Source organism: Bacillus sp. EKM501B (assembly GCF_011800505.1).
Classification (GTDB): domain Bacteria; phylum Bacillota; class Bacilli; order Bacillales; family Bacillaceae_G; genus Bacillus_A; species Bacillus_A cereus.
The window spans coordinates 1-17,541 of record NZ_JAALFZ010000006.1 but is presented as its reverse complement, the minus strand read 5'-3'; the positions used below and the strand labels follow the sequence as shown (position 1 = coordinate 17,541).

Below are 17,541 nucleotides of genomic sequence, written 5' to 3'. Positions count from 1 at the left end.
TTATTTTATACATTACTTGCTATTCGAATATTGTTTTTCATACTTCTCATATCGGGTTTTAGAAGCTTTATCGTTATCTTCTTTACTATTTAAATAGATTGCTATTTTTTGATCATGCCTTATTAATCGGCCTTCTTTATTCTTTTTTTCATACCCCATTGTGATGCTTATTGTAGTGAATTCCAGTGGATTTTCTTTTGAATCTTTCGCCGAACTAAACTCCATTAATAATATTGCTTCATTAAATTTATCGTAGTCCACCTTTAACTTATTATTAATTATTTCTTGAAATTCCGATTCAGTTAAGTAATATGTTACCTTGGATGACTCACTAAATCTTTTTTTATCTTTTTTGGGTCTTAAACTATCTATTCCCTTTAATCTATTAAATATAAATTGGACATTTGAAACATCCAAATTTTGATCTGGACTTTTTGATTGATTATCTTCATATTTAATATTAGTTCTATATACAATCTCTTCTTTTTTTTGCTCACTATTTAATGAACTAGCAATTTCTTGCAAAGTTGTTCCATAGAACTTTTTTTCTTTAATATTGTATACTCCTCCTGTTGTTTGATATACAACGCTAATGCGATTATCATTTTCCGCCCCAAACGTGCTATCCCTAACCTCTTCTTTCACATAAGCATACCCATCATCACTCGCAGACATAGCCGTCTTCATATCACCTTCATCCAATGCCTTTACTAATCTCTCATACTCTATCTTCGTCTCCCCAAAACCACATCCACTTAATAAATTTGCTATTATTGACAGAACTATCATCATCTTGGCTTTCTTCTTTAACTTCATACTGACACCCCGTTGATTTCTCTAGGCATTTTTAAGTTCATTATGTTCCTTTTTGGAAAGTAATACATCTCACCTTTACTTACTGATATTTACTTACTCGTACAGATTATATTGAAGATACTTTAATTTTTAATAGCATTGATTTATATACAATCCTTAATTGCTTATATATTCTATTCGAATTTTCAGAAACCAAAACTTATTTTATTTCTTTCACTTTCTTTTCCTCCCTCTCTTTATAACGTTTTAAGAATTCCTGACGTTCCCTTTCATGCTCCTCCCACGAAATATAAAATGATGGAAATTTAAATCTACAATAGGCTAATAATTGGAACTCTGCTGCACCTATGGCTACTGTGTACATTACAAGGGTTCCTGCCATATACCCCACTAAAACCCCTGTTTCATAATTATTATGAAAATAAATTAAAATAAGAAGGGTTAGTACATATATCGTAATACCAATCATTGTATTGTTTTTTATTTTACTAAAAAATGAAGTTGCTCTTTCATCCATACTAAATGCTCCACTCTCTGCTTGTTTAAAGGTATCAATCGTTGTCACCAGATGAACAAAAACTGCTCCTAGGAATAATAAACCCACATACAATAATGTAATTTGATCAATTGAATAATTTGAAATTGCTGGAAGTATAAATAATGTGAATCCTATAGTTCCTAGCTGAAATGCAAATAATAATATCACAAATGCTTGCAACTTTTGATATTTGAAACGAGCTTTTGGAATTAGATATAGAATGAAAAAGATTACTTGCAAACCATATAACACTAATTCAATACTAACAATTATTTTGTCAAAGAGAGTTGGATAGTAACCCCAGCCAATCTTAATTAATGCTACCAAAATAAAAAGCATGAATAATGAACTATAAACTATTCCTCCAAACATAAACACCCTAGAATCTTCTGGGCTTAAGCGATTTCTACATGTTATTTTAAATTCATCTAAATCTTTTTCTTTTATATTCCACATATAATTACACCATCTTTTCTAAAATCATGTAATAACTCTATTTTTGTAGACAAACTGAGAGTAAATAAATGTTTTTGGTATTTCATATTAAACTAACCTTTTTTACTTTTTTTAACAAACACAAAATACAGCGATAGCATTAGTATTAAGCCTATTCCACAAACCAATACACCTCCATATTCTTTCTGGTATAAAAAAATAAACATAATCCGACAATAATAGGTGCTATTACACTTTCAAATAAACCTTTTTCTTTTTTTACAGCTTTAGAATCTTTATTCAAGATATTACATTCCTCCCTTTACTAGTTAATTTATGAATAATGTATTCATTCTATCTTCAATATAAGTTTACGAGTATCATTTATAACTTTCTTTTCAGTTTTTGTTTCGCTTTTGTTCTTTCTCTCTTATTCTTTTTCTATTTGCTATAAATTCTTGGCGTTCCTTTTCATGTTGTTCCCACGTAATATTAAATGATGGAAATTTAAAGCGACAATACACCAATAGGACGAATTCTGCTGATACTACAGCGAATATATATAATATTATTGTTTGTGTCACATAAATTGCCATTTCATCAAATGTATAATTAAGGTTTAAAAAAATTAATACAAGTAGAACTATTACACCGATCGTTATTCCAATCAATAAATATAATTTCGTGTTAGTAAAAAATGAGACAGCCGGTCCTTCTAATTTATATCCTCCATGCTTTGCTTTTCTAAAAACATCGATCGTTGCTACAATGTGGGTACAGATTGCTCCTAATAGTATTAAACCGATATAAACCAATGTTTTATTGTCACATGGAAAATCATATATTCCTTCAACAACCATAACTATGAAAGGTAATGTCGCTAACTGAAAAGCATAAAATACAGTTACGATTGTTTGTAGTTTCTGTAATTTAAAAGCAATCTTTTTAGACATGAATAATATTAAAAAAACGAACTCCAAAACATACAACTTAACCTCAGTTTGTACAACTATCTTTTCAAAAGGAGTTAGAGAAATCTTATCACCGTTCAGCAAAACACCTAAAAACATGATGAGCATTGGTATAGAAGTATATGCAAAAACTCCCCCATAAAAGATTCTTATATAATCCGGACTTAATCGGTTTTTATTTGTAATTTGAAAAAAACCTAAATCTTCTTCCTTTATTTTAAGCATTCATCTTTCCCCATTTCGACGCAAAACTTATTTTATTTCTTTAGTTTTCTTTTTTTCCTTCTCTTCATAAAGCTTTAGTCTTTTCTGACGCTCTCTTTCATGTTCCTCCCACGAAATATAAAATGATGGAAATTTAAATCTGCAATAGGCTAATAATTGGAACTCTGCTGCACCTATGGCTACCGCGTACATTACAAGAGTTCCTGCTATATACCCTACTAATATCTCTGTTTCATAATCATTATGAAAATAAATTAAAATAAGAAGGATTAGTGCATATACCGTAACACCAATCATTACGTTGTTTTTTGTTTTACTAAAAAATGAAGCTGCTCTTTCATCCATACTAAATACTCCACTCTCTGCTTGTTTAAAGGTATCAATTGTGGTCACCAGATGAACAAAAACTGCTCCTAGAAACAATAAACCCACATACAATAATGTAATTTGATCAATCGAATAATTTGAAATTGCTGGAAGTATAAACAATGTGAATCCTATAGTTCCCAGCTGAAATGTACATAATAATATCACAAGCGCTTGCAACTTTTGACATTTAAAACGAACTTTTGGAAATAGATATAGAATTAAAAAGATTACTTGCAAGGTATATAAAACTAATTCAATACAAACAATTATTTTGTCAAAGAGATTTGGATAATAACCCCAGCCAAATTTAACTAATGCTCCAAAAATAAAAAGCATGAATAATGAACTATAAACAGTTGCGCCAAGTATAAACACCATGGAGCGTTCTGGACTTAAACGATTTCTACATGTTATTTTAAATTCATCTAAATCTTCTTCTTTTATGTTCCACATTCAGTTTTTCACCTTCTATACAGTTTAAATAATTTCCAGGCACTAAAATCCCATTACATTCCTAATTTTTTAAGTACATTCATCTTTGTGTAACTAAATTTAGATAATCTTTTATGTATATCATCACTACATTAATTACCGTACATAATCCAAATGCTTTTGATAGTACAAATAGCCTTCTTTCTCCTCAAAAGCTCTAAATATTCTTCTCTCTTTCACTTAACCATATCCCTCATACTCTATTTTTGTTTCTCTGAAATTGCACTCACTTAGTAAAAACGTTACTGTTATCACAATTGTATCTTCAGAAAGTTGATCACCTCCCATCGACAATATGCTAGGAGGTTATTACAGTTATTTAAAATTTGATTTTTATTTTAATGGATTCGATTTTTGCAAATAATAATGTTATTTAATTTGAGAGAAGCGAATACTAAAAACATACTGCTTAATAACTCGTAATTAAGTCTTTCCCCTCATATCTAGGGTCTTTCTCAACTTTACCATCTTTTGTTTTGATGACTTTTAGTCTACCTAACCACTCTGCTCCGTTATATGTCTCTTCACTTACCCATACATTATGCTTTTTACCATCTACCTCAACTACTAATGTGGGGTGTGTAAACATGAATTCCTTCTCTACATGCCTACCTACAATTTCTGCATTTAATGATGTACCTTCTTCAACTAATTTACTATTTTGATACCCTTCGATAATAGGTAATCCAATAAATACAAAAAATATCAGTCCAAATACGATTACTTTCTTCTTTGTACTCCATTTATTCTTTTCTTTCAATTCTTTCTGTCTCGCTTCTCTTTCTTCGCGTTCATCCAAACTCTCATTTAAAGCATCTTCCCATGCCTTAATTTCCGCTTCGATTTCTGCTTCAGCTCTTGCTAGTTTTTTTAATTGTTCATCGGTTGCTACCATCTCATATGAGTTATCTCCAACCAAACGAATTTCAGTACCATTTTCTTTTACTTTTCGCAAGTCTTTTTCTGTACAATTAAACTCTCGAATGATTTCCCCTTGTGTGTTTACCAATCTAACGTAAATGTTTTTTTTCTCCTTCTTCTTAAACATCTGCACTCCCCCTTATTTGTTTCCTATCATAGATAACCCTATTGCAATTAAGAGAAAGAAAACGATAATAAGGAAAGTCTTCCCTTTGCTTACTTGTGTTGTACAACCTTCCAAGACAGCCCATATAAGAATTGGAAAAAGAAGAATACCTAGGAGAATATCAACTAACTTGTTGCTACTCTTCTTTAGTGGTTTTTCTTCTACTATCGGTTTTATCTGAACAGCTTCTTTTCTTATTTGTTTCGGTTTCTTTTTCTTGCGTCTATGATTCACCCAACTTACTCCTTTTAGAATAACTTTTTCCTAACTATAAAAATACCGAAATATCCCCATTTTCATCGTACAGGATAAAAGGTATAAATTCTCATTAATACCATTTTTCAAAACATCTATTTTATTTTTTAACAAACTCATTCCGCCACATTTTAAACTTAGCTGCAAATTGACCTTCAATTCTTCAAAACAAATCAGATCCCTTAGAATGATTTATTATTTTGAAAAGACTTTTCATAATTCATATAATCTTGCTTAGCTTCCTGATCATTATCCTTTTTACTACTAAAATTCACAGATATTTGCTGAGTATGTGTGAATAATTTCCCCTCACTATTTTTCTTTTCATATACAATTGAAATTATTAATTGTATTATTTGCATTGGATGCTGTTTCGTATCTTTAAAATCGTTAAAATTAAATACAATTGATGCTGTTTCAAAACTATCATATTGCAAATTCAATTTATCGTTAATTATTTCTTGAAATTGTGATTCCGTTAACGTAAAACCAACTGTATTTGGTTCATTAAATTTCTTTTTATTTCCATCTACTTTCAGTTGTAAACTCCCAACACCTTGCAATCTATTAAAAATTAGTTTTACATGTGAAACATCCAAGCTCGAATCAGTACTGTAACCCTTTCTATCTTTATACATGAACCTAGTGCTATATTTTTCTTCTTCTTTATATTTATTATCCTTATGTCTATCTTTTATGTTCTTAATATCACTTGTTATTTTTTGAGTGGTCTCTCCATACAATAAATTTTCTTTCAAATTATATATACCTTCAGTAGTTTGATATAGTGTATTATGAATTCTGTCATCACCATTTTTTTCTGTCGTAAAATCAATAACCCGTTCCTTCACATACGCATACCCATCATCACTCGCAGACATAACCTTTCTCATGTCACCTTCATCCAAAGCTTTGACAAATGACTTATAATCTATTTGATTTCCCCAAAAATCACATCCACTTAATAAACTTGCTACTATTGACAGTACTATCATCATCTTAGCTTTCTTCTTGAACTTCATACTGACACCCTTATTCAATCAAAATAAGCTTTCCTCTTTCCATTTTGGAAGAGGAAAGCTTATTTCCTTTTAAATTTATTTTTTTCCCTTTATTTCTAACTCTTGTGCTTGTTGTTGCTTTTTATTTTTTTCAATTACTTTTTCAACAAACTCATTCCGCCACATTTTAAACTTAGCTGCGAATTGACCTTCAATTTTATTTCGATACCCTTCAAATTTAACCTCTGCAATATCCGTGTGGTTAAATAATTTATACGTTTCTTCGGTTAAACCCACTGGATGCAACACTCCACCATAATCATAGAATGTGTTTTCATCAAGTAATAAACCTCTCGTAGTGATTACATACTCCGCATCTTCCTCTTCTTTAAGACCCAATCTTACAACACTGCCTAAAGGTAATACTTTATCCATATAGTCTTTCATATTAATTCACTGTCCCTTTTAGTACGCTAATTTTCTCTTCTATTTTTTGTCTTTTTTTCTCTAATTGACGGATACGATCAATAAATGCCTCACGTGTTTTTCCTTGTAATGTGCTATCAATACTACTCTCTAACCTTCTAATATCCCCCGTTAAAGATGCAGCTGCTTTTTCCAATTGCACTACAACGTTTATAATTTGTTCTCGTCCACCACTAGCTGGAAATGTACTATGAACTCTTGACATTATTGTATGTAAATCCACCTTCATTCCCCTCTCTTTTAAATTTATAAACTTGGAGTTTTAATAATATGAAACTGCTCCTAATTCTTCGTCTTTTGCAAACATAGAAAATACCGCTTCTGAAACATCGTCGTTTAATTGCTTTAAATCTTTTGATAACTCCTTTACATCTTTAGCAATTTCACCTAATAAAGAACGGTTTATCCCCCTGCTGTTGTCATTCATAAAGAGATTTAACAATGAGTGACGATGACTTAATATATGTTCAGATACAATTGCAGCTACATTTGTATCAACTACAAAATCTCCTTTAAACAAATCTAGTAAATCTTGCACGTAAGAAGCTGCAACTTCTTTTGCAATTTCTAAAATTTCACTTGTAGCTAAATATACTACAACACTTCCAGCTAAAAAATTTATAGCAGTATTAAATACAGACTCTAATACTTCTAAAACTTTTTCCTTACATTTCGCTAAAGTTGTTTCAATCCATTCTACAGCGATATCTACCGCTCCTTTTATTTCAATTGTAGCCATTATACTAAATTGGATTGCTTCTCCTGTAATTTGAGATTTTAGTCCTTCATACTTTTTATTGAGGTTATAAATACTTTCTGTCACTTGATCCTTTATTTTTCTATACTCTCTCTCAGCTTGTACAGCATCTGAATAAGTAAGTACCGCCCATAAAATCGGTGAAATCGGTGTTCCTTGTATGATAAAGTTTATTCCTATACCTGCGACTTGTTCTTCCGCTAAAGAAACTTTTCTTCCAAACTTTTTATTTATAAGTCCTGTATAAAAAGCACCTGCCGATTGGGTAAACTCTACAAAACCTGGAATTATATCCCCTCCAGTATCATTAGTACTGGTTAATTTATCAAACCATATTAACTTGCCATTATTATCATAATCTTTCTCAGAAAAAACGTAAGAATGCCATGCTTGGTTTGGAATTATATACATTCTCCCAGGGATTGTAAAGTCTGCCACTTTTATTCCGAGATGTAATGGATCCTTTTCGTTAATAACATTCCTAATATTATTCATATCAAATCCATTACCAAATTTATCAATATCTCGGTTTAATACAGGTGCTGGATTTAATGTTAATGATTCAATATTATCTTCTTGGTGCCTTAACGATACCGTATTAGCCAAACCACCACCTAATGAATGCCCTGTTACACTAATTTTGGCAGAAGGGTTATCATGTTTAACCTTCAAATAAAATTCTTCTCCTTGATCATACTGTCTAACTGTAAAATCGTGTTCCCAATTACCTAACACCATTTTATTTGCACCCGTTATATTATGTCCCCCAATTTCACCATCTGTTATTGCATCCGTTGCATCTTCCGTTCCTACATATGTTATTATAATTTCTCCTGTAGACCTATCTTTAAAAGCATATGCAGCAAATCCTGTATTTTCATCAACTTTATCATCTATAAGTTCTGCGTTAAAGTTCTTTTTTAATGTTTCTTTATTTGTTTCACTTGATTGGTCATAAGGATATTCCCCAGCTTTAAATAGATAAATATCCTTTCCAGCTAGCTCCAATTTTCCCCAATCAGAACTTATCTTTAGTTTTTTATCTAGCTCCACATCCTTACTCATATTCTTCCCTCCTAATCACTTATAGTTTTTATACTGTTCTTTGTAATTTATATACTCTTTTTTTGCATCTTGATTATTACCTTGCTGACTATCAAAATATGTGTGTATCTGTGATATATATTTTACTAACTTGCCTTCATCATTTCTCTTCTTATAATTCATTACGATACTTACTTGTAATATCTGCTCTAAGCCATTTTTAGAATCAATATGCAGTACAATTGATCCACCACCATATTCATCATATTGTATTTTCAAGTTATCATTAATAATGCTCTGAAAATCTGATTCAGTTAATTTGTATCCAACAGTACTAGGTTGATCAAACTTTTTTATATCACCTTTGGGCTTCATCTTTAGTTTCCCTATTCCTTTTAAACGATCTACAATTAAGTTCACATATGAAACGTCCAGATTCGATTCCGGACTTTGTACCCGTCCATTTTTATAACTAATATTTGTACTATAATTAACTTCTTCTTTATAATTTTTATTGTCTACTTCTGAGGTAATTTCTTGTGTTGTATTTCCATATAAACTTTTATCTTTCGTATTATATATACCTTTCGAAGTCTGATAGATTGTTTTACTGTGCTCTCCATCTTCCTTTTGTTCATATGTACTATATATACCTCTCTGTTTCACATACGCGTATCCATCATCACTAGCAGACATTACCTTCCCCATATCCCCTTCATCCAAAGCTTTGACAAATGGCTTATAATCTATTTGCTTTTCTCCAAAACCACATCCACTTAATAAACTTGCCACTATTGACACGACTATCATCACCTTAGCTTTCTTTTTTAATTTCATACTGTCACCTCGTTAGTTACTCTAGGCATTTTTAGTTTCATTATGTTCCCTTTTTGATAGTAATACACTTCATCTTTACCTAATGGTGCTTCGTTGCTTATATATTTTATATTGAAGATACTTTGATCATTTAATGGCATTGCGATAATTGCTGCTGTTAGTTTACTTCTCATTTTCATAGGTAGAGCTTCACGATTTCGGTCCATGTAGTCGTGGTGACCTGCTAATACAAAGTAAATACCTACTGTACGAGATAAATCAATTAAAGTCGCTGCATCCTCCATTTCTAAATAAACAAATTTACTAAACTCTTCAACATTTGTCATGATAATGAGTTGTTTTGTGAATGCAGGAATTTCTCTACCTTCTTGTCTTGCTTGTGCTAATTCAAAAGCTCGTTCACGAATTACTTCCATCCAATACTTCGCATGCATATTGATTTCATTTTCGTCTACAATGTAGTGCGTCACATCGTCTTTATATTGAACGAAACTATACTCTGCTGTATCCACCAACGTCACACTTTCAAAATAATCTTTATTCAATTGAGATAGGATGCTAGATACAATTTGCTTTCTCATACTATCATCTACACTATAAATCATTAAATGATCATTCACTGCAATATCATGAGCTACAACTTCTACGTTTGCAAAATCAAGCCCCATTGGAATTCTTGCTGCTTGTAGAGCTTTTGTAACGTCTTTATTTTTACGATAAGTAGCAATATCAATCACTTCTGGCATCATTGGAATTGCCTTCGGACGTTCTCCATCCCATTCTCGATCCATATCATTTGCTTCTTGTTGTAATAATTGAATTTGCTGTAATTCATCTTCTGCTTTCGTAGGTAGTGCAACCTGGAATAATGTAGGAGATTCTAGTTTTATTAACGCTCTTCCTGCTGTTTCTTCCACTTTTATATCAGATCTCCCTACAATACTAGCTACTTCACTTTGATCAATCATATATAGGCAAGTTTGGATTTTAATATTATTGTACAATTGAATTCTAAGTGCATTTTGTCGCCCTGCACTAATTAAGGTATGAATTCCTAAACTTGCACCATCTCGGACAATTTGCATAATTAGCATTTCAAAGCTTTCATAGAACTTCGCTTCTTTTACTGCATCATAATTGTCGATTGCAATAATAATATGTGGTATTTCTTTCCCGCTTGCCTTTTCATACATTTCAATATTTGCAACGTCATATTCACTTAATAATCGTTTACGATTTTTCATTTCTTGAGTTAATCTTTCAACAAACTTTAAACATTTTTCAGATTCATCAATCGTAATCGTATCCGCTACATGAGGTAATCCTTTCAAAGGTAGAAGACCATTTGTTCCAAGGTCCACTAAATACACATGCAAATGCTCCGGACTATGCTGACGAGCTACATCCATAATGACTGATTGTAAGAATGTGGATTTTCCGTAGCCTGGACTTGAGAAGACCGCTACGTGTCCGTCTTTACTAATATCTAGTGTTAATGGTGTTTGTGATTGTAATTCTGGCTGATCTAGTAGACCAACTGTTGCTTGTAATGGTTTCTTTTCTTTCGTCCATGCTTCTGTGAACTGAATAGCATGTAAGTCTTGTAAATATACGCTTTCTGGAAGTGGTGGTAACCACGGTCTTGCTAACGCTTCAATTTCATTTATTTCTGCGTAATCGTGAATGTAGTCAATAACAGCATCCAGTTCAGATGGTACGCTTATTACTTCTTTACTGCTACCAAGGCCACTTAAATCTTCACTTAATATTTCATATTGTCCTAGATCATTTATTGCATAGATTGTTGCGTCTAAATGTTCTTTATCCTCTTTGTTTTCTACATAGTCTGCTCCGCTCCAAGCTGATTGGAATAGTTCATAAATTTCATTATTCCCAACTTGTAAGTAAGCACGTCCTGGTAATGTAATTTCAGCGGCATCTGGCGTTTTTAAGATTTCATTACTATCTGACGTATTTTGAACTTTTAGTGCTAGTTTGAATTTCGAGTTACTCCAAATTTGATCATCTACAACACCACTCGGTTTTTGCGTAGCTAATATTAAATGGATCCCGAGTGAACGACCGATACGCGCTGTTGAAACTAACTCTTTCATAAATTCTGGTTGTTCTGACTTCAGTTCCGCGAATTCATCACTAATTAAAAATAGATGTGGCATCGGTTCACTTACTAAGCCTTCTTTATACAGTTTTTGATACTGATTAATATGGTTTACATCATTTTCCCCAAATAATCGTTGTCTTTTTTGTAATTCAGCTTTAATTGATGCGAGCGCTCTCATACTTTGTGCTCCATCTAAGTTCGTAATTGTTCCTAATAAATGCGGTAAGTTTTTGAATAAATTCGCCATACCGCCGCCTTTATAGTCAATTAGTAAAAAGGCTACTTCGTACGGATGGAAATTAACTGCTAGAGATAAAATGTACGATTGTATAATTTCTGATTTACCTGAACCGGTTGTACCTGCTATTAATCCGTGTGGTCCGTGTGCTTTTTCGTGTAAGTTTAAGTTTACGATATCTTCTTTACCACGTAATCCAAGTGGTACAGCTAAAGATTTATGCGCTGCATTTTTCTCCCAACGACTTGTGATATTCAGTTCTTTTACTTTTTCAACGCCGTACATTTCTAAAAATGTTACGCTTTCTGGAATACTATTTTTTAAGTTTTGCAAATGATTTAATGGTGCTAATGCCCGTGAAATATCTTCTAAATTAAACCCTTTCGGTACGTGATTTAGTTTAAATTGACGGTTAACAAGCTCTCCTTGCTCTAAGATGATGTTCCCTTGTTTTGCATCTCTTATATCTATTACCGTTTTCACATGCTCCGGTAAACTTTGCATAACATCTTGTACAAATACAAGTGATACACCTAATTGACTCGGATCATCATTAAAGAATTCCATAACAACATGGTCTAATATTAGTTTTTCATCTGTAATGAGAACGACATAGTGCGGTGCAAAGTACATTTTTTCATTAGTAGAACTTTTTTCATCTAGTTTTAATTTTCGTTCTTTCAATATTTGATACAAACTATTTAACACTTGATCACGGCTACGATCATGGTATACAAATCCACGTACATTTATATCGCGAACACTTCCATGAGGTAACCAGCGCATCCAATCCCATTTTTCTTTTTCTTCTTCCGGAAAAATAGTAATAAACTGCAAGTCATAATAACTATGGAATAAAGCCGTTTGTGCAACTAATAATTGTAATTGCTCTAACACTAAAGAGCGTTGGCCAATATAACCGACTGGTCCATTCATTAAATCTGTTACAACTGGTACATCTTCTAATGATAGATAACGCTGTCTTAGTTCACGCGCTATATCAATTAACTCATCTTTCGTTTGACTAAATTCTTCTTCATTAAATTGAATTTCAAAACTCGTATTAGCTTGTCCTGTTCCAACGCTAAATGTTAAGAAATCATGATGTAACATTGTTTTTTCATAAATTCTAGGATTTACTTGAACTGCCATATTACGTATTACTTCTACATTTGGATTGTGATAATGTAATGCGTGACGCTGTTTTTCACTTTCTGCATGTAAATCTTTCGTTTTTTGTTTTATATACTCTCTATAGCTTTTATCTCGTTCAACAATGTCGACTTTATATTGCTTTAAATTTTTTATATACGATGTGACAGAAACAATGATTGTTACTAAGGTCATCGCAATCGATGCGATAATAAACATTCCATATTTCATGAAAATTGCAAGTAATACGGTTACGACAATCATGACAAGTGAAGGTGCAATGATTCTTGCTAAATGCTCCGTTGGTTTTGATGGCATACTTGAAGGCTTTGCAATTGTCATTTTCTCTTCTGGTTCACGGTAAATAATACGTGGTGAACGATGATAGTCTGGATAACCACTTTGATAATTCGTTTCTGATTCTACTAAAATAGGTAACGCAGATTTCACTTTATCTTCTGAAGAAAGTACTTGAATGTCTTCACTACCAATCTCCAATAAAATACCATCAAAATATAATACGTCTCCTGATTCCAACATAACGCTATCTTTTAACTTCGTATAATTATGAAATACATCCCCGCCATACACGTTCACTTTAAAAGAATCGTACAACGTTTCGCGAGATAGCATTAAATCTACACTAGTCCCGGTAATAGAAATATCATCGTAATCGTTTTGACTCACTGTAAGAGAATGTTTCGTTCCAATATCAAACACTTTAGTTGTGCCAACAATAGATATAAAGATTTTCAAGCTCATATCTCTTGTTTTCCCAATCTCAATTTCCTTATTGAATTCTATTAATTGATCCTGTACCATCCAAGCATTTACTTCATTATTCCACTTTAACTCTACTTCTTGTTCTAAACTTGGATTCGTAATATCATTTGTCCACTCTTTTCCAATCGACACTATTGATTGCTCATTTGGATGTAATGTGCACTTATATATTTTGTCTCCATAAGTCAATACTAATAGTTGCTCCATCCGTGTTCACTGCTCCTTTTCAACTGTCTCATCAAGTGCTTACTCTTTTTTCTCTGTGTCCGACAAATTTTTATCGTTTGATGAATTGCCATATTTCTTTTTATATTCATCTAATTGTTGCTCATATGTTTTTAACTTTTGATCACGTTCTTCCCCTGATAAATCTGGATTATTTTTCAGTGATTCAATTTGTTTAACAAGGCCGTACATAATAAGCTGAGGATCATCAAGTGTCTTAGCTAAATCTAATGATTTATCAAAATTACCTTTTCCGTTATACATCCAATACAGCAAATACTTTTCATCACTTTTCAAACTAATATTTTTCATAATCGATTTTTTTTGAGCTTCACCTAGTTTTTCAGCTGTAATGTATGCAAATGCTAACTCATATTTAGATGCAATCGGTAATGATTCAAACTCCTCTTCATTCAATTGCGTAATGACTTTGTCATAATCAGTTGCTATGAAACTTGCATTTGCTTCTAACAATTTATTTTGATAAGGAAATTTTATAAAAGTGAAATATATTAAAGGAGCAGCTAAAATAACTGTCGCCGCTATGAAGGAAAAAGCTAAGTATTTAAATGATTTGTAGCTTTTTTTAGGTACTAACTGCATATTTTTTTCTGTTTTTGTTTGTTCCTTCTCAAAGCTGTCATCAAGAAACTGCAGTAATGCATCTAAGCTTTCCATTTGAGCAACGGTCTGTTCAAATGTTGTTTCTTTTGCATCTTTTAGTAACCCAGCATACAAATCATCAAAGTTATGTTTTTGGGAGAATAAAGCAATAATTAGACACTTATATTGTGTTAAAAATTGCTCTTCTAATAACGGGGTTGGCGGAACAATATCTCGAATTCCTCTATGTATAATACTTGGTATTAAATTAGCATTAAAAACTATATTGTCTGGATGTAAAAAGAACGTGATTCGTTTATTTAAATATTTACGAAACTGCGCAACATTCCGAAGTAGTCTTAATTTCTCATTTCTTCCAAAACGGCTAAGATCGTCCCACTTATATAATTTTTTATCTACTTGATATAGAAACGTAAACATATCATCCGTTTCTTCTATTGTTAATGGTACAAATTCAGATGATTCGCCCGTAATTATATCGAATTGACGGAAGTCTTTTATACGTGTTTGAGATTTGGTCATCTCCAATTTCCAATTTTCTTTTTCTATTTGAAATTGATAGTTCATTGCATCAATTTGAATTATTTTTTCCGTCATGTTTATCCTCTTCTCCTTTTCTTTATAACCCGTAATAACTTATTTTCAAATAACTAAAAGTAAAAAATATTCTTTATAAAACTTGCAAAATATCTCCATCTGTTATTTGGTGATCAATTAAACGATCATTATCTGTTAAAACAATTGACTTATTTTTCACTTTAATTACAAAATGTGAACCTTCATGATTATCAATCTTTAGCGTATCTAATAAGTTTTTTAATAAATATTTAATAGATTGATGATTCGGAATACGCAAATCATATGTATTTCCATTCCATTTACTAAAATCTACTGTCACATTGATATGTGTTTGTATTGCCATCGCTTTACCTCCAACTTTTACGAAGAACCGTATAAATACCGATGCAAATAAGTAGAATGCCGCCGCCAAATAATAATATTATTGTTATACTAATTGGCTCTTCATTCATTGTTTCATTACTCGCTACTTCATCTGCACTTTTTCTGACAATGTATTCACTGCTAAACAAACTATTTTTCGTATCTTTAACACTATTATTCTCTTTTGTTTTTGTAAAAAGAGAATCTCGCAAAGCTTCCATATCTTTTTGTTCTTTCTTTTTCTTTTTCTCAATTTCTTCTTCTATATCTTTGTTAAATAACTCAATCGATGCTTTATCTAATTCTGTTTCCTTATGTTCCTTTTTATTTTTTTCTTGGTCGCTTTCTTCAAGTCGATCCACTTTAAACTTAATCTTCCCATCATCACCAAGATAACTGTCAGCCGCGCTCCTTATCGGTAGCGCGACAAACAGTAAAAGGATAGAGAGAAATGATAACTTAGCCACTATGCTCCATTGTTTGATCATTTACTTCTTTTTCCTCCCATTTCTTATGCCATACAAATAGATTACTAACCAATCCAATAATGGCAATTACAAACAATACGACAAAAATAACTTTCCCAGTATCTTTACCACTAATAAAATCATTTAGAAAACTTTCTATATACTGAAGCGGTGAGAATTGACGTATCTTTCCGACAGACGACATTTGATCTACTTTACTTCCAACTGCCTCAGTTAAAAATAGGTACATGCTTAAAAATACTAATAGTATAAACATTCCTACCATTTTTATTTGTCGTAATAAGTAGGTTGAGACCAATACAAACGCCATCATAATAAATGTAATGAACGCAATCCATAGTAAACTTTGATCCTGACCAAACTTTAAAAGACGCCCAGAAATGATACCTATACTAATCCCTTCCACAATTGATATACCGAAAGCTACTACTGTAGTTGGTACATTCATATCAATTAATGAGAATTTCTCTTCAAAATGATCTGATTGCATTCGTTTCTTTTCTTGATTCGCAATTGCGTATGCTGTAAATAATGCAACAATGAAACAAGTTAATACAATTAAGTACGGTGTAAAAGCATTACCTGCTGCAATTACTCCATCATTTTGCTTTTGAACTGGACTAGCTAAAAAGTCATATAGCATCTCATTTTGACGATCTCCAATACGGCTATTCGCTAAAATTTTCGTAAAGTTTTTGGAGAATGATTTATCATCTTCCATTTTCTTCGTAAAGTCATTTAATAATAGATCAGCTTTTGAAACAATTGTCGTTCCGCTGTCTTGAATTTCTTTTGCTTGTCCATTAATTTGATCAAATGTTTTATATACATCGTCTGAAGTTGCTAAACTATGCTTCGAACTTTCGACCAATGACTGACTTTGCATCATTAATGATTTAATACCAGAATCTAACGATAAAATAGCTGTTTGCTCACCAGCATGATTTGTTGTTAATACTTGCTGCTCTTCAACTAGCTTTAAGCTATTCTCACGCCATTTCGCTAAACCTTTTAAATACTCTCCTAAATTTTCATTCATACTAGTTGCTTGTTGCGTCGTTCCATTTAATTTCTCCGCTAGTAGCATAGAATTTTGATCCGCACTAGTAATAGATTGTTGATAAGAGTTTATTTTTTGTTTTAAACCTGACATATCTTGCTTTATTTCTGTAGTAATACTTGATGAAACAAGATTTGAAATTAAATCAATTAAACTTTGTTTATTTAATACGTAGTACAAAGATTGATCCGTCGCAATTGCATCTAAACTTCCCTCTTCTAACTTAGGACCTACATCTTTCGTTCTTAAATCAATCCCATAATACATTTCGTAAAGGCTCATTAAACCTTGATAACTTTCGACTGTATCTACTGCTTCTTTTATTAATACACTAGATATATTTTTTGTTAATACTTCTGCTTTTTGATGTACTACTTGATTCGTTGTACTTTCAGTAACTTTACCGTTATCTGTTCCCGTTTCGCCTCCTGGATTTCCTCCGGTCCCGTTGTCTGTTCCCGTTCCGCCTCCTGGGTTTCCTCCGGTTCCGTTGTCTGTTCCCGTTCCGCCTCCTGGATTTCCTCCGGTTCCGTTGTCTGTTCCCGTTCCGCCTCCTGGGTTTCCTCCGGTTCCGTTGTCTGTTCCCGTTCCGCC

General features: G+C 32.2%; 14 protein-coding genes and 4 pseudogenes. All 18 read right to left on the bottom strand.

Annotation, left to right across the window (positions count from 1 at the left end):
* Nucleotides 1–12: 12 nt before the first annotated feature.
* Nucleotides 13–816 carry a DUF3952 domain-containing protein gene (locus tag HFD78_RS14015; protein ID WP_000768456.1) on the bottom strand — a complete coding sequence of 268 codons (804 nt, stop codon included), beginning with the start codon at nucleotides 814–816 and terminating at the stop codon, nucleotides 13–15.
* A 199-nt stretch (nucleotides 817–1,015) separates the two neighbouring features.
* The gene (locus HFD78_RS14010; protein WP_000267176.1) at nucleotides 1,016–1,810 is read right to left on the bottom strand and encodes a hypothetical protein; all 795 of its coding nucleotides are present in this window, start codon (nucleotides 1,808–1,810) and stop codon (nucleotides 1,016–1,018) included.
* Between the two features lie 92 nt (nucleotides 1,811–1,902).
* A pseudogene (locus HFD78_RS14005) lies at nucleotides 1,903–2,093 on the bottom strand (hypothetical protein).
* A gap of 94 nt (nucleotides 2,094–2,187) precedes the next feature.
* Nucleotides 2,188–2,985, bottom strand: coding sequence for a hypothetical protein (locus HFD78_RS14000; RefSeq protein ID WP_000912760.1), 798 nt, complete (start codon nucleotides 2,983–2,985; stop codon nucleotides 2,188–2,190).
* A 27-nt stretch (nucleotides 2,986–3,012) separates the two neighbouring features.
* Nucleotides 3,013–3,807 carry a hypothetical protein gene (locus tag HFD78_RS13995; RefSeq protein ID WP_000267095.1) on the bottom strand — a complete coding sequence of 265 codons (795 nt, stop codon included), beginning with the start codon at nucleotides 3,805–3,807 and terminating at the stop codon, nucleotides 3,013–3,015.
* A 448-nt stretch (nucleotides 3,808–4,255) separates the two neighbouring features.
* Nucleotides 4,256–4,894, bottom strand: a complete 639-nt coding sequence (locus tag HFD78_RS13990) for a hypothetical protein (RefSeq protein ID WP_139016318.1) — start codon at nucleotides 4,892–4,894, stop codon at nucleotides 4,256–4,258.
* Nucleotides 4,895–4,906: 12 nt separating this feature from the next.
* The gene (locus tag HFD78_RS13985; protein ID WP_001016548.1) at nucleotides 4,907–5,167 is read right to left on the bottom strand and encodes a hypothetical protein; all 261 of its coding nucleotides are present in this window, start codon (nucleotides 5,165–5,167) and stop codon (nucleotides 4,907–4,909) included.
* 203 nt (nucleotides 5,168–5,370) lie between these two features.
* On the bottom strand, nucleotides 5,371–6,210 hold the full coding sequence (locus tag HFD78_RS13980) for a DUF3952 domain-containing protein (RefSeq protein ID WP_000669439.1): 840 nt from the start codon (nucleotides 6,208–6,210) through the stop codon (nucleotides 5,371–5,373).
* Between the two features lie 75 nt (nucleotides 6,211–6,285).
* Complete coding sequence (locus HFD78_RS13975; protein ID WP_000656382.1) at nucleotides 6,286–6,636, bottom strand: DUF4176 domain-containing protein; 351 nt, start codon at nucleotides 6,634–6,636, stop codon at nucleotides 6,286–6,288.
* A gap of 1 nt (nucleotide 6,637) precedes the next feature.
* A complete protein-coding gene (locus tag HFD78_RS13970; RefSeq protein ID WP_000363098.1) occupies nucleotides 6,638–6,898 on the bottom strand; it encodes a hypothetical protein in 261 nt (86 codons plus the stop codon).
* A 39-nt stretch (nucleotides 6,899–6,937) separates the two neighbouring features.
* Nucleotides 6,938–8,497 carry a lipase family protein gene (locus HFD78_RS13965; protein WP_000031234.1) on the bottom strand — a complete coding sequence of 520 codons (1,560 nt, stop codon included), beginning with the start codon at nucleotides 8,495–8,497 and terminating at the stop codon, nucleotides 6,938–6,940.
* A gap of 15 nt (nucleotides 8,498–8,512) precedes the next feature.
* Nucleotides 8,513–9,313, bottom strand: coding sequence for a DUF3952 domain-containing protein (locus HFD78_RS13960; protein WP_000768470.1), 801 nt, complete (start codon nucleotides 9,311–9,313; stop codon nucleotides 8,513–8,515).
* Nucleotides 9,310–13,539, bottom strand: a pseudogene (gene essC / locus HFD78_RS13955) (type VII secretion protein EssC); the annotation flags it as partial. The pseudogene essC and the gene HFD78_RS13960, both read right to left, overlap by 4 nt.
* Nucleotides 13,534–13,815: pseudogene (locus HFD78_RS30090) on the bottom strand (FtsK/SpoIIIE N-terminal domain-containing protein); the annotation flags it as partial. The pseudogenes essC and HFD78_RS30090, both read right to left, overlap by 6 nt.
* Before the next feature lie 39 nt (nucleotides 13,816–13,854).
* Nucleotides 13,855–15,054 carry a type VII secretion protein EssB gene (essB, locus tag HFD78_RS13950; protein WP_000136611.1) on the bottom strand — a complete coding sequence of 400 codons (1,200 nt, stop codon included), beginning with the start codon at nucleotides 15,052–15,054 and terminating at the stop codon, nucleotides 13,855–13,857.
* 73 nt (nucleotides 15,055–15,127) lie between these two features.
* Entirely contained in the window at nucleotides 15,128–15,379 is a 252-nt protein-coding gene (locus HFD78_RS13945; protein ID WP_001007571.1) for an EsaB/YukD family protein, read from the bottom strand.
* A gap of 4 nt (nucleotides 15,380–15,383) precedes the next feature.
* Nucleotides 15,384–15,887 (bottom strand): type VII secretion protein EssA, encoded by a 504-nt coding sequence (gene essA, locus HFD78_RS13940; protein ID WP_000595658.1) that lies wholly within the window; start codon nucleotides 15,885–15,887, stop codon nucleotides 15,384–15,386.
* Nucleotides 15,859–17,541 (bottom strand): annotated as a pseudogene (locus HFD78_RS13935) (type VII secretion protein EsaA); the annotation flags it as partial. The pseudogene HFD78_RS13935 and the gene essA, both read right to left, overlap by 29 nt.

What these genes read in the sequence shown, in the direction of transcription:
- HFD78_RS14015 (WP_000768456.1), bottom strand. Translation starts at nt 816, where the DNA reads ATGAAGTTAAAGAAGAAAGCCAAGATGATGATAGTTCTGTCAATAATA.
- HFD78_RS14010 (WP_000267176.1), bottom strand. Translation starts at nt 1,810, where the DNA reads ATGTGGAATATAAAAGAAAAAGATTTAGATGAATTTAAAATAACATGT.
- HFD78_RS14000 (WP_000912760.1), bottom strand. Translation starts at nt 2,985, where the DNA reads ATGCTTAAAATAAAGGAAGAAGATTTAGGTTTTTTTCAAATTACAAAT.
- HFD78_RS13995 (WP_000267095.1), bottom strand. Translation starts at nt 3,807, where the DNA reads ATGTGGAACATAAAAGAAGAAGATTTAGATGAATTTAAAATAACATGT.
- HFD78_RS13990 (WP_139016318.1), bottom strand. Translation starts at nt 4,894, where the DNA reads ATGTTTAAGAAGAAGGAGAAAAAAAACATTTACGTTAGATTGGTAAAC.
- HFD78_RS13980 (WP_000669439.1), bottom strand. Translation starts at nt 6,210, where the DNA reads ATGAAGTTCAAGAAGAAAGCTAAGATGATGATAGTACTGTCAATAGTA.
- HFD78_RS13975 (WP_000656382.1), bottom strand. Translation starts at nt 6,636, where the DNA reads ATGAAAGACTATATGGATAAAGTATTACCTTTAGGCAGTGTTGTAAGA.
- HFD78_RS13965 (WP_000031234.1), bottom strand. Translation starts at nt 8,497, where the DNA reads ATGAGTAAGGATGTGGAGCTAGATAAAAAACTAAAGATAAGTTCTGAT.
- HFD78_RS13960 (WP_000768470.1), bottom strand. Translation starts at nt 9,313, where the DNA reads ATGAAATTAAAAAAGAAAGCTAAGGTGATGATAGTCGTGTCAATAGTG.
- essB (WP_000136611.1), bottom strand. Translation starts at nt 15,054, where the DNA reads ATGACGGAAAAAATAATTCAAATTGATGCAATGAACTATCAATTTCAA.
- HFD78_RS13945 (WP_001007571.1), bottom strand. Translation starts at nt 15,379, where the DNA reads ATGGCAATACAAACACATATCAATGTGACAGTAGATTTTAGTAAATGG.
- essA (WP_000595658.1), bottom strand. Translation starts at nt 15,887, where the DNA reads ATGATCAAACAATGGAGCATAGTGGCTAAGTTATCATTTCTCTCTATC.